Raw genomic sequence first — 13,196 nt, forward strand, 5'->3', positions numbered from 1 at the left:
ACGCAGTTTATGCGTATATTTGTGTAACCATTGGCTCTGAAACTATTTTTGTTTCAGAGTTTTTTATATTTTGGTTGTTAAATATGGCATGAACAGTGATTTGGCTATATTTTTTGTAATACCCTGAAAAATGTTCAGGGTATTTTTTATGAGGTGAATATTGCTTTATGAGATTGGCTGAACGTTGAAAAATCTGATGCTGAAAAGAAATGATAAAATTAGTTTTTATTTTGAAAGGATTTAAGATGAAGGATGAAAAATATATGCGTCTGGCGCTGAATTTAGCGGAAAAAGGCTGCGGAAAGGTAAACCCCAATCCTCTGGTAGGAGCTGTGATAGTAAAAAACAGCAAAGTGATAGGTAAGGGATATCATATGGAATATGGAGGCTTTCATGCAGAACGGGAAGCTATTTCTTCATGCTGTGAATGCCCGGAGGGCGCAGATATGTATGTAACTCTTGAGCCATGCTGTCATCAGGGAAAGCAGCCGCCATGTACAGAGGCTATAATACAGGCAGGGATAAAACATGTGATAGTAGGGTCTTATGATCCTAATCCTCTTGTTTCAGGAAAAGGGATACAAATGTTGAAGGAACATGGAATAAAGGTGACGGAAAATTTTTTGAGAGAGGAATGTGACTCTGTGAATTATGTGTTTTTTAATTTTATAAGTACAGGATTTCCATATGTGGTAATGAAATATGCTATGACTATGGATGGAAAGATCGCTGTACGCACAGGAGAATCAAGGTGGGTAACAGGTAAAGAAGCGAGAAAACAGGTACATCGTGACAGAAACCGGTATAGTGCTGTCATGGTGGGAATAGGCACTGTTCTTAAAGATGATCCTCTTTTAACTTGCAGGATTGCCGGAGGAAGAAATCCCATAAGGATAGTATGCGATACAGACCTCAGGATTCCTGAAGATTCGCAGATAGTAAAAACTTCTCGAGAAATCAGAACTATCATAGCTACAGCTTCCAATGATGTAAGACAATACCGGAAAATACAGCAGGCAGGATGTGAAATATTTCATATTCCTGTAAAGAACGGGCATATAGATCTTAAAAAACTTATGAGAAAACTTGGCGAAATAAATATAGACAGTGTTTTGCTGGAGGGAGGAGCCACTATTAACTGGGCGGCGCTTGAAGCAGATATAGTTAATAAGATACAGGTATATATATCTCCAAAATTATTTGGCGGAGGAAGAGCTCCGTCTCCTATAGGCGGCAAAGGAGTCAGTATGCCGGCGGCGGCTTTTATGGCATCGCCGCCTAAAATAACGTTTTTTAATGACGATATACTGTTGGAAAGCGAGGTCATGAAAAAGTGTTTACAGGAATAGTAGAGGAGATAGGGAAAATAAAAGAGATAAAAAAGGGGCCAGCGTCAGCGGTTTTTACTGTTGCTGCCGATAAAATACTGGAAGATACGGCACCGGGGGACAGTATCGCTGTAAATGGTGTTTGCCTTACAGTCACTGATCTGACGGACAGCCAATTTGAGGCGGATGTTATGCATGAGACTATCGAAAGATCCTCTATGGGAGATTTGGAAACGGGAAGTTTCGTCAATCTTGAGCGAGCGATTAAAGCCGGAGGAAGGTTTGGAGGACATATAGTATCGGGACATATAGATGGGACAGGAATAATAACAGACATTTCTCTTGATGATAATGCAATTTGGTATACAATACAGACTTCGGAAAAAATCATGAGATATATAGTTGAGAAAGGATCTGTGGCGATAGATGGAGCGAGTCTGACTGTAGTGCGGTGCGAAAGACAAAGCTTCATTGTTTCGGTGATACCTCATACAGTGGAAAATACCATATTTTCTGTAAAAAAAGAAGGGGATAAAGTGAATCTCGAAAATGATACTATAGGAAAATATGTGGAAAAAATGATGTTTAATAATACTGTACTTAATATGAAGGAAGACAGGGAAATTACAGAAAAATTTTTGATGGAAAATGGGTTTTAGAAAGAAAAGGAGAAAGTTATTATGGAGAAATTCAATACGATACAAGAGGCACTTGATGAGCTGAGAAAAGGAAAGATAATACTTGTTACAGATGATGAGGACAGAGAAAATGAGGGGGATATGGTATGCGCAGCTCAGTTTGCTACTACAGAGAATGTTAATTTTATGGCAAGTGTTGCAAAAGGTCTTATATGTATGCCTATGAGTGAAGAGTTTTGTCACAGGCTTCAGATTCCTCAGATGGTAAGTGAGAATACTGATAATCATGAAACTGCATTTACTGTTTCCATAGATCATATAAATACCTCCACAGGTATATCGGCGCAGGAACGGGGATTTACAGCCAGAGCGTGTACAAAAGAAAATGCAAAACCTCAGGATTTCAGACGGCCCGGTCACATGTTTCCTCTTAAATCAAAAAAGAACGGAGTTCTTGAGAGAAACGGACATACTGAGGCAACTGTAGATCTGCTCAGACTGGCGGGATTGAAAGAATGCGGCCTTTGCTGTGAAGTCATGAAAGACGACGGTACTATGATGAGGAAAAGCGATTTATTTCAGCTTGCCGAAAAATATAATATGAAGTTTATAACTATAAAAATGCTTCAGGATTACAGAAAAAAATATGAAAAGCTTGTAGAAAGAAAAGCTGTTGTAAAAATGCCGACAAAATACGGCGATTTTATGGCATATGGTTATGTCAATAAACTTAACGGAGAACATCACATGGCCTTAGTTAAGGGAGATATAGGAAGCGGTGAAAATCTTTTGTGCCGTGTGCATTCAGAATGTCTTACAGGTGATGCATTCGGTTCTGCACGCTGTGACTGCGGTCAGCAGCTTGCCAGTGCTATGACTCAGGTGGAACGGGAAGGCCGAGGAATAATCCTTTATATGAGACAGGAAGGCCGGGGGATTGGTCTTATAAATAAGCTTAGAGCATATGAATTACAGGATAAGGGAATGGACACCTTAGATGCCAATCTGAAGCTGGGCTTTCCGGCAGATATGAGAGAGTATTTTATAGGAGCACAGATATTAAAGGATCTGGGAGCAAGGAAGCTGCGACTTCTTACTAATAATCCTGATAAGGTATATCAGCTTTCTGATTATGGTATGGAAATCATTGAAAGAGTCCCCATACAGATGGATGCTACAGAAAACGATTTGTTTTATCTTAAAACAAAACAGAGACGTATGGGGCATATTCTCAACTATTAACGGGAATATTTCATTGATAAAAAAGAAAAGGAGAATAGAAATGAAAGTATATGAAGGAAAACTTGTTTCAAAAGGAATAAAAGTAGGAATAATAGCAGCACGATTTAATGAGTTTATAACTTCAAAGCTGCTTTCGGGAGCTCTTGACACTTTAAAAAGGCATGATGTGAAAGATAATGATATTGATGTGGCATGGGTTCCGGGAGCCTTTGAAATACCTCTTGCGGCATCAAAAATGACCGGAACTGGAAAATATGATGCTGTTATATGTCTGGGAGCAGTAATCAGAGGTAATACGACTCATTATGATTATGTGTGCAGTGAAGTGTCCAAGGGAATATCACAAGTTTCGCTTTCCAGTGGAGTTCCTGTTATGTTTGGTGTTTTGACTACAGAGAATATACAGCAGGCTGTGGAGAGGGCAGGAACGAAAGCAGGAAATAAGGGTGCTGATTGTGCAGAAAGCGCCATAGAAATGGTCAATCTTCTCAGAGAAATATCATCTTCACATAGTTAACATAACCTTAACATAACCTTAACATTGCGATACTTTATTTAATATAGAATTAACAATATAATAAAAGCAACATAATATTATAGCAGTTAGATTTTGTATATGTAATGGTGGAGGAATGAATACTGAAATATTAAAGATCATATTGCAGCTGTTGGGCGGACTGGCATTATTTATCTATGGAATGAATTTCATGAGTGACGGATTACAAAAGGCTGCCGGGGACAAAATGAAGAGTATACTGGCCCTTCTCACGAAGAATGTATTTATCGGTGTTTTGGCGGGTGCGGCAGCTACAGCCGTGCTTCAGAGCAGCGGTGCAGTGACAGTAATGGTTATAGGTTTTGTTTCAGCAAAACTTATGACGCTTAAACAGGCAATCAGCATAATAATGGGGGCTAATATAGGAACATGTATAACAGCTCAGCTGGTGGCATTTCAGATCGGAGATTATTCGTGGGCATTTGTAATCGTCGGGTTTATTATGTACTTTTTCCTTTCTAAGTATGAGAAGATAAGAGATTTTGGACAGGCTATATTTGCTTTTGGTATTCTGTTTTCAGGGCTTAATATAATGGCGGCTGCAATGGAGCCGTTGGCTCAGAGTGAATTTTTCTCAAATCTCATGCTGAAGGTGGCGGATGTTCCTATTTTGGGAATAATTGCAGGCGCTATAATGACTACTATAGTTCAGAGCAGTTCAGCTTCCATTGCGGTACTGCAGAATTTGGCAAGCACAGCAGGGCCTGACGGAGTTACAAGTCTCATAGGGCTGACAGGTGCAATCCCTATTCTTTTCGGAACTAATATAGGTTCCACTACTACAGCTCTTTTGGCATCTATAGGAGGAACTGTAAACGCTAAACGTACTGCGATTTCTCACACTATTTTTAATGTGGTCGGGACTTTGATATTTATCTGGCTTACTGCATATATAGCGGATTTTGTCACTATGATATCTCCAAGCGGTCATCAGCTAGATGTGATTTCGAGGCAGATAGCTAATGCGCATCTCTGTTTTAATGTGGCAACGACTATACTTTTTCTGCCGCTGATAAATGTACTGGCGAAAGTAGTTACAAAACTTGTTCCGGGTACAGATGAAGAAAAAACTCTTATGGAAACAGTGTATCTTGATTATAATGTGCTGGAACAGCCTTTCGCAGCTATACACTTGGCAACCAAGGAAATCTCCAGAATGGCTGAGATAACTTCGGGAATGATAGTAGACACAAAAAAGGCGTTTCTTGCCAATGATCTTGAGGCTGCAAATAATGTCATTGAAACAGATAAAGTAATAAATCACCTTAGGGATATGGTAGTAAAATATCTTTCATCTATATTTCCTGTGGAAACGGTAACAGAACATCAGTCGGTGACAATTTCGGGACTTATGCATGTGGTATCAGATGTGGAGCATATAGGAGATGACTGTAAGGATATTGCGGGATTTGCTATAGATAAGATAACTTATGGCTATAAATTTTCGGATTCGGCATATGCAGAGATATACCAGTGTTTTGATTACGGAAGCAAGATGGTGAGCGATTCTATAGAAGCTCTTAATACCGGCAATACTTTACTTGCAAGACATGTTAAGGAACAGCAGGAAGCTATGGAGGACTTTGAAGAGAGATTAAGACATATGCATATGAAACGTTTAAATACTAAAAAATGTTCACCTGAATTTTCTGTCATATATACAGATGTCATTGCAAATATAAGAAAGATTGGGGACAGCTGCGACAATATAGCGAATGCGGTTTTGAGAGATATAAATTTCAAAGATATAGGTGAAAAAGAATAACGATATATGGAAGATATAAAACGGCAGCCATCTAATGGTTGTCGTTTTTTGTTGAATTTTTTACAAAAACTTAATGTTTATTTAACTTTAAGTCACTTTTCCTTTACATTTAACAAATATACCATAGAATAGTAAGTTTAATTAATAATATATGAAAGAAATATCAAGAAGGAGAAGTAAAGAGAAAATGAACGGCGAAACGGTACAGATGATCATGACATTAGTCGGGGGATTAGCTCTGTTCATATTTGGTATGAACTTTATGAGTGACGGTCTTCAAAAAGCTGCGGGAGATAAAATGAGAAGTATACTGGCTTTGCTCACGAAAAATCCCGTACTGGGAGTTGTAGCGGGAGCTCTTGTAACAGCTGTACTCCAGAGCAGCAGCGCTACCACAGTTATGGTGATCGGATTTGTGAGTGCGGGACTTATGAAGCTTCCTCAGGCTATCAGTATAATACTGGGCGCAAATATAGGAACGACGATAACAGCGCAGCTCATAGCTTTTAATATAGGCGATTACGCATGGGCTTTCGTGGCGGTAGGATTTATATTGTATTTCTTTATGAAGAAGAAAGAATTTATTTCTTATATAGGCCAGACTACATTTGGCTTTGGCGTGCTGTTTGTCGGTATAAATATTATGGGAGATACCATGGAGCCGCTGGCAAGTTCACAGGTTTTTGTAGATCTTATGATGCAGGTGCAGGATATACCTGTGCTGGGGGTTTTACTGGGAACCTGTATGACTGTGATAGTACAGAGCAGTTCTGCTACAATAGCAGTATTTCAGAATCTTGCTTCAACTGCAGGCCCTGACGGTATCACCAGTATAATAGGGCTTCAGGGTGCTCTTCCTATATTGTTTGGAGATAATATAGGTACCACGATAACAGCAGTGCTGGCATCAATAGGAGCGTCAGTAACGGCAAAAAGAACAGCGGCGGCTCACGTTATATTCAATCTTACAGGAACATTGTTGTTTGTCTGGTTTATTCCTTACTATGCTAAATTTATTCAGTATATATCTCCACAAGGTGCAGAGGTTGATGTTATCTCAAGACAGATAGCAAATGCGCATCTCGGATTTAATTTGTTTAATACTATCTGGTTTATCCCTCTTATAGGAGTTCTTGTGAAAGTGGTCACAAAAATAATACCGGGAAAAGAACTGGACAAACTGCCGGCAGATCCCGTTTATCTTGACTACAATGTGCTGGAACAGCCTTTTGCGGCGATACATCTTGCTACAAAAGAACTGGTGAGACTGGGGAGGATGTCGTTTGATATGATTGTTTCTGCTCAGAAAGCCTTTATAGGCAATGACAGTGATGCTGTAAAGAAGGTTATGGAAACAGAAGATACAGTAGATGAATTGCAGGGGAAAATATTAAATTATCTTTCAGCGATGGTTTCCAGAGAAAAGACGACTGAAGAGCAGGGAGCTGAAATATCAGGGCTCATGCATGTGGCTGCGGATATAGAGCATGTAGGTGATCATTGTAAGAATATAGCAGAGTTTGCAGATGCTAAAATAAAAAATTCGTATGAATTTTCTGAAGAGGCATATTCTGAAATATACAGTTGTTTTGATCTTGCCAAGAAAATGGCTGAAGACAGCATATCTTCTCTTGAAAATGATGATTTGGAGAGAGCAAAAGGTGTGAGAATCATGGAAACAGAGATGGACACAAGAGAGAAGGAACTCAGAGCCCATCACATGGAAAGACTTACACAGAAAAAGTGTTCGCCGGAATTTACAGTTATATATACTGATGTTATACATGACATAGAGAAAATAGGCGATTACTGTAATAATATAGCAGATGCTGTTATTGAGAATCATAAAGTTGAGTAAATTTAAAAACCGTGGTACAATAATATCAGATAGTGGACTTCCGGAGTACATCAAGGAGATATACGAATATGAAAAAGATACTTATTATAGAGGATGAGCCTAATATAAGGGAGCTTATACTTTATAATTTAAAGACTAACGGATATGACGGAATTGCTGCGGAAGATGGTATAATGGGTATAACCATGGTCCACAGAGAAAAACCTGATCTTATATTACTGGATATAATGCTTCCCGGAAAGACAGGATATGATATATGTAGAGAGCTTAGGGAAGAAGGCAATAATACGCCTATTATCATGATAACTGCCAAGACGGAAGAAGTCGATAAAGTTTTGGGACTGGAGTTCGGAGCTGATGATTATATTTCAAAACCTTTTGGTATACGTGAACTTATGGCAAGGATAAAGGCTGTCCTCAGAAGATATGAGGTAACAGCGGATACCAATATGAGCAGTGATACTGTTGTTTCTGTCGGCGATTTGTGTATGAATGTGGAATGTCATGAAGTAAAAGTAGGAGAAAGGCATATAGATCTTACGCTAAAGGAGTTTGAGCTTCTCAGATATCTGGTGGAAAACAGAGGTCATGTGTTTACCAGAGACCAGCTTTTGAATAATGTCTGGGGGATAGATTATGCAGGGGAAACCAGGACTGTGGATGTCCATATAAGACATCTGAGACAAAAACTTTCAGATGGAGAAAATGAAGAGCAATATATAGAAACCATTAGAGGAAAAGGTTATAAAGTCAGATGAAAAACAAATACATTGCTTTGATAGCAGAAGCTGCTGCAGTAAACTTATTGGCTGTATTTCTTATTTGGAAACTTTATTTTGTACCGGGATTTGGCAGCCAGCAGGCAGACAATGTTTTAGAACTGACCGGAAATGGTGTTAAATTTATTGCGATCATATATATAGTAATTATGGCCTTGATAGGTATCCAAGGCTATTTTTGCATAATAAAACCTTATTCCGATAAGTTATCCGAGATGGAAAAATCAGTGGAGGAGAGTAATAAGTCCGAGGCTATAAGGAAAGAGTTTGTGGCTAATGTGAGTCATGAGCTTAAGACACCGCTTACTTCCATTTCAGGATTCATAGAAACTTTGCAGGCAGGAGCAGCTGATGATCCTGAGATACGTACGAAATTCATAGATATAATAGCTATAGAAACGTCCAGACTTAAACGACTTATACAGGATCTTTTGGTACTGTCTGACATAGAGAATAAGAAAATCGTAGGCTGTGATGAGTTTAATGTAAAAACTGCTGTGGAAAGTACAGTAGAAACATTGAAACCTATAGCAGCTCATAAAAATATAACGATACTGACAGATCTGGATGAGATGATGGATATTACCGGTTCGGTTGACAGATTTCGACAGATGATGATGAACCTTATAGAAAATGCTATAAAATATTCAGATGACGGAAAATATATCTGGGTAAACGCTTTTTTTGACGGAGAGAAAAAGGTTGTAAGCGTTAAGGACGAAGGAATAGGCATATCGAAAGAACATCACGAAAGACTTTTTGAAAGATTCTACAGAGTTGATAAGTCGAGATCAAAAAAAGCCGGAGGTACCGGGCTGGGGCTGTCCATAGTAAAGCATATTGCTGTTCTTTTCGGAGCATCACTTAAAGTTGAAAGTCAGATGGGGAAGGGAACGACATTTTTTGTCATATTTGAAAAGGAGGAAGAAGATATTACTTAAATAAACAGAAAGGAGAACTTTATTGCATCTTGATTATTTGATTTCTGATTTAGCATTGATTCTTATTGCTGCGGGAGTTGTCACTCTTATATTTAAGAAGATAAAGCTGCCCGTAGTACTCGGGTATATAGTTGCGGGTTTTCTGATAAGCCCTAATTTTTCATATATGCCTACGGTTGTGGAATCTGCAGACATACACGTATGGGCTAATATAGGTGTAGTATTTCTGATGTTTGGACTTGGTCTTGAGTTCAGCTTTAAAAAATTAGCAACGGTGGGCGGAAGTGCTTTTATAGTCGCATTGACCGTTATGACGGCCATGATTTTAATAGGCACCGGTGTGGGAAGTCTTCTCGGCTGGGACAAAATGGACTGTATTTTCTTAGGCAGTATGCTTTCTATGTCTTCTACGATGATAATTCTAAAGGCTTACGAAGAGTATAATTTAAAAAATGAAAAGTTTGCACAGCTTGTTTTAAGTACCCTGGTGATAGAAGATATCGTCGGGATATTTATGATGATAATACTTTCCACTATATCCGTCAGTCAGAGCGTGTCAGGTGCTGCCATGTTTCAGGAGATCGGTATGCTTCTCATGTATCTGGTGATATGGCTGCTTTTAGGTATATATCTGATACCAAGTCTTTTGAAAAAGATCTCAGGGCTGATGAATGATGAGATGATGCTTATAATATCCATAGCTATTTGTCTGGGTATGGTGGTCATAGCTAATTTTATAGGATTTTCAGAAGCTCTGGGAGCATTTGTCGCTGGTTCTATATTGGCAGGAACAGTCAAGGCTGGATATATAGAAAGACTTATAAATCCCATAAAGGATCTTTTCGGCGCCATATTTTTTGTTTCTGTGGGAATGATGATTGAACCGGATCTGCTTATGGAATATATAGTTCCTATTCTCATAATTACTATAGTGACTATTTTAGGACAGATGGTATTTGCAACCATAGGCATACTGCTTTCCGGACAGTCTCTCAACACAGCTATAAGAGGCGGATTCAGTATGGTTCAGATAGGTGAGTTTTCTTTCATTATCGCAACTTTGGGAACAAGTTTAGGAGTAATAAGTGATTTTCTGTATCCTGTTGTTGTATGTGTATCCGTAATAACGACGTTTACTACGCCGCTGTTCATAAAGAACTCAGAAAAAGTGTATAAATTTTTGGATGAAAAACTGCCTGACGGCCTATGGGTGTTTATAAAGAAAAATACTTCCGAAAACAGAAGCAATAAGGATAAGGATAAGGACTGGTTTTCCTATATAAAGAAAGTGTTGTCAAGAACACTGATCTGTTCTGTAGTGATGTATATAATTTACTGGCTCGGCATACAGCAGCTGAGGCCCATCGCTTTGCAGTATATTTCTTCAGATATATTTGCTGATCTTGTAACAGCAGTTGTAATATGCGCAGCTATGGTACCTTTCGTAAGTCTTATGAATGGAGCTGATGATGCTCTGTTTACAAAGTTATGGTTGAAACAGAGATCGAATCGTCTTCCGCTTTTAACTCTAAAGGCTGTGAGAATACTGATTGCGGCAGGATTTGTGGCTATGGTTCTCAGAAAAATATATCATATACCGTTTATAATACTTTTGATCATCGCATTGGCCTGCATTATATTGATAGTAAGATCTGAATATATAAAGGGAATGACTATTAATATGGAAATGCGTTTTACTGAAAACTTTTCAGAAAGAGCTTTGGCCAAACAAAAAAGGGAAAGAGGTATAAGAGGAGAGTATCACTGGCTTAATGAAGAATTGTTAGTAGCTGAATTCCAAGTTACAGATACGGTGGAAAATAAAACTATTCATGATTTTACAAAGAGCAGAGCTTTCAGAGTAACCATAATCAAGATCATAAGAGGGGATAAATACATAAATCTCCCTACATCTTCAGAACCTGTAATGGAGGGAGATATACTTCATATGATGGGCACAGAAGCCGAGATTGATGCATGTACTATACTTTTGGAGAAGGATGAGTGTATCGAGTACACCGATAAGGACGATATAATCCTGAAAGATTATATATACAGACAAACTTTCTATGGTATCACACCTGAAGAACAATTGATCTGTTGTCCTATAAATGTTGAACCGGGTTCTGAATTCAGTAAAAAATCTATAAAACATTCAAGGATCCGTGAGAAATACAGAGGAACAATAATAGGTATAGAAAGAGGGAATCTGACTATAATAAGTCCTGATGTGGAAACGATAATACAGCCGAGAGATCTCATATGGGCTCTGGGAAACAAACGAATGGCAGATTCTCTTGTAAAGGGCAAAGTCTTCGATGATCAGTGAAGAAAAATAAATATAGAAATAACGCAGTTTAAAATGCTGCGTTATTTTTTATACATGATAATGTTTAAGCGGGTGTCGTATCAGGATCGATTTCGGGGATAAGTTCGACAAATATATCATGATATTGAGGTTTCAGTTTTTCGATTATTTCGTTATGAGCCTGCTTAAGCGCATTTATGCTTATAAGATCATCCTTTTGTGTGATATATATATCTACCCATACCTTTCTTCCTGTTTTTACTACATCAAGGAAATCAATATATAAGTCAAAGCTTTCAAGAGTTTCATTGGCGGCAGTTCGTATATCACTGACAACTTCCTTTTCCGGCGCAATCAATACAAGGCTTTTTAATGCATCCCATATCATAGTTATAGGTTCTTTTGCCAGAAGAAGAGCCATTATGATGGCTATGGCCGGATCGATATATGGGACTATCCATGATAAAGGTGTTATCTGAAGAAGAAGTTGTATTAGGAAGGCCAGGCCTACTCCGCCTGTACTGTAAGCATCCAGTTTCCATATATATAGCTCGGCGCTTACCGTAGGTGATGAGAAATGTCTGTTCATATGCCTTAATATGAAATACATGGCTATACATGATACTGATATGAACAATTCGAATGCAGCTATAGCACCTGCGTTTACAATATGACCTCCGTCCAAAATAAGTTTAGCACTGTCAATGAGAAGCTGTATATCGAGAAAAAACAGAATTCCGCATTTTATTATTATAAAAAGAGATTCCATCTGAGCAAAACCATATGGCCATTTTTCAGTTACAGGTTTATATAGCTTGGGGACAAGTATCATGAACGGCCCAAGCATGGCCAGATCCACCAGATCGTATACGCAGTCCATGAGGACTGCTTGAGAATGTGTGAAGAAAGCGGCAGCGCATTCCGATAAGAGAAAGAGAGTACTGCCTATGAAAGATAATCTGAGAATTTTTTTTTCTGATTTTAGTTTTTGTTTTAAATTAAGATCTTGTGATGTCGTACTGTCATCCACAATTTCACTCCTTTCTACAAGTATAAATTATACATCGTGCATATATTATTATATTGCTGTATTTTAATACTATATTGCTGAAAAGCGTTGCGCGCTTTTCAGCAATATGATTATTATAATTTTTTTGTGCAGAAAAAGAAATAAGATTGCTGCAAATCTGCAGATAACACTATAGTGTTATTGAAAAATCTCCTCTGATTGCATAAAATCAAGGCATTAAGGGGCTTCTGATGTACAGTCTTCCATTAAGGAGGGAAGACTTGCATTAGATATAATAAGTGTGGTATTGTTATTAATAGAGAAGTCATTGTAAGTTGGTAATAATCATAATCAATGAACTGAAAAAAGAAAAGGAGAAAGCAAAAATGGGTAAGAAAATACTGGTATTAGGAACAGGCGCGCAGGGTTCAACAGTAGCACAGAGAATGGATGAAGAAGCAAATGTTGAAAAGATTATCTGTGCAGATGCCGATCACAAAGCAGTAGATGAGCTTGTAAAGATCTTAAAGAAAGCAGAAGGAGCTTACGTAGATGCAGATGATGTTGAAAGCATCAAGAAGGCAGCAGAAGGTGTAGACCTTATCGTAAACGCACTGCCAATTAGATTCGCACCAAAAGTACTTGATGCGGCGCTGGCAGTAAAGGCAAACTATCAGGACTTTGCGGCTACAGACGTACTGGATCCATGGTGGCCTACATGCGTAGAGATCATGTACAATGATTATGGCAAGAAATTCGCAGAGATCGGAAA

The 13,196-nt window shown here is 38.4% G+C and carries 11 protein-coding genes; 10 read left to right on the forward strand and 1 reads right to left on the reverse strand.

Annotation, left to right across the window (positions count from 1 at the left end; genetic code table 11):
* Positions 1–209: 209 nt before the first annotated feature.
* The 9 genes from ribD to H8692_RS08050 all read left to right on the forward strand — a co-directional run bounded on the left by ribD (position 210) and on the right by H8692_RS08050 (position 11,436).
* Positions 210–1,349, forward strand: a complete 1,140-nt coding sequence (ribD, locus tag H8692_RS08010) for a bifunctional diaminohydroxyphosphoribosylaminopyrimidine deaminase/5-amino-6-(5-phosphoribosylamino)uracil reductase RibD (RefSeq protein ID WP_243206943.1) — start codon at positions 210–212, stop codon at positions 1,347–1,349.
* Positions 1,334–1,987 (forward strand): riboflavin synthase, encoded by a 654-nt coding sequence (gene ribE / locus H8692_RS08015; protein ID WP_187525408.1) that lies wholly within the window; start codon positions 1,334–1,336, stop codon positions 1,985–1,987. Before ribD ends, ribE begins: the two co-directional genes overlap by 16 nt.
* Before the next feature lie 21 nt (positions 1,988–2,008).
* Positions 2,009–3,208: a bifunctional 3,4-dihydroxy-2-butanone-4-phosphate synthase/GTP cyclohydrolase II gene (locus H8692_RS08020; RefSeq protein WP_177267840.1), complete on the forward strand. Its 1,200-nt coding sequence runs from the start codon at positions 2,009–2,011 to the stop codon at positions 3,206–3,208.
* Positions 3,209–3,248: 40 nt separating this feature from the next.
* The gene (ribH, locus tag H8692_RS08025; protein WP_177267839.1) at positions 3,249–3,725 is read left to right on the forward strand and encodes a 6,7-dimethyl-8-ribityllumazine synthase; all 477 of its coding nucleotides are present in this window, start codon (positions 3,249–3,251) and stop codon (positions 3,723–3,725) included.
* 115 nt (positions 3,726–3,840) lie between these two features.
* Positions 3,841–5,529, forward strand: a complete 1,689-nt coding sequence (locus H8692_RS08030; protein ID WP_187525409.1) for a Na/Pi cotransporter family protein — start codon at positions 3,841–3,843, stop codon at positions 5,527–5,529.
* Between the two features lie 187 nt (positions 5,530–5,716).
* On the forward strand, positions 5,717–7,387 hold the full coding sequence (locus tag H8692_RS08035; protein WP_187525410.1) for a Na/Pi cotransporter family protein: 1,671 nt from the start codon (positions 5,717–5,719) through the stop codon (positions 7,385–7,387).
* Between the two features lie 68 nt (positions 7,388–7,455).
* A complete protein-coding gene (locus tag H8692_RS08040; RefSeq protein ID WP_177267836.1) occupies positions 7,456–8,145 on the forward strand; it encodes a response regulator transcription factor in 690 nt (229 codons plus the stop codon).
* The gene (locus H8692_RS08045) at positions 8,142–9,107 is read left to right on the forward strand and encodes a sensor histidine kinase (protein WP_177267835.1); all 966 of its coding nucleotides are present in this window, start codon (positions 8,142–8,144) and stop codon (positions 9,105–9,107) included. The genes H8692_RS08040 and H8692_RS08045 overlap by 4 nt, the downstream gene beginning before the upstream one ends.
* Positions 9,108–9,129: 22 nt before the next feature.
* Positions 9,130–11,436: a cation:proton antiporter gene (locus tag H8692_RS08050; protein WP_177267834.1), complete on the forward strand. Its 2,307-nt coding sequence runs from the start codon at positions 9,130–9,132 to the stop codon at positions 11,434–11,436.
* Between the two features lie 64 nt (positions 11,437–11,500).
* On the opposite strand, the gene H8692_RS08055 is transcribed toward H8692_RS08050, so the two are convergent.
* The gene (locus H8692_RS08055) at positions 11,501–12,445 is read right to left on the reverse strand and encodes a cation efflux transmembrane domain-containing protein (protein WP_177267833.1); all 945 of its coding nucleotides are present in this window, start codon (positions 12,443–12,445) and stop codon (positions 11,501–11,503) included.
* Positions 12,446–12,810: 365 nt separating this feature from the next.
* Between H8692_RS08055 and H8692_RS08060 the strand changes: the two genes are divergently transcribed.
* Positions 12,811–13,196, forward strand: a 386-nt coding sequence (locus tag H8692_RS08060) for a saccharopine dehydrogenase NADP-binding domain-containing protein (RefSeq protein ID WP_187525411.1), incomplete at its 3' end; no start/stop codon positions are given.

Origin of the sequence: Lentihominibacter hominis, assembly GCF_014385065.1 — a bacterium.
Taxonomy (GTDB): Bacteria; Bacillota; Clostridia; order Peptostreptococcales; family Anaerovoracaceae; genus Lentihominibacter; species Lentihominibacter hominis.

Excerpts from the sequence above, each read along its gene's own strand:
- ribD (WP_243206943.1), top strand. The coding sequence starts at position 210 with ATGATAAAATTAGTTTTTATTTTGAAAGGATTTAAGATGAAGGATGAA.
- H8692_RS08020 (WP_177267840.1), top strand. The coding sequence starts at position 2,009 with ATGGAGAAATTCAATACGATACAAGAGGCACTTGATGAGCTGAGAAAA.
- ribH (WP_177267839.1), top strand. The coding sequence starts at position 3,249 with ATGAAAGTATATGAAGGAAAACTTGTTTCAAAAGGAATAAAAGTAGGA.
- H8692_RS08030 (WP_187525409.1), top strand. The coding sequence starts at position 3,841 with ATGAATACTGAAATATTAAAGATCATATTGCAGCTGTTGGGCGGACTG.
- H8692_RS08035 (WP_187525410.1), top strand. The coding sequence starts at position 5,717 with ATGAACGGCGAAACGGTACAGATGATCATGACATTAGTCGGGGGATTA.
- H8692_RS08040 (WP_177267836.1), top strand. The coding sequence starts at position 7,456 with ATGAAAAAGATACTTATTATAGAGGATGAGCCTAATATAAGGGAGCTT.
- H8692_RS08045 (WP_177267835.1), top strand. The coding sequence starts at position 8,142 with ATGAAAAACAAATACATTGCTTTGATAGCAGAAGCTGCTGCAGTAAAC.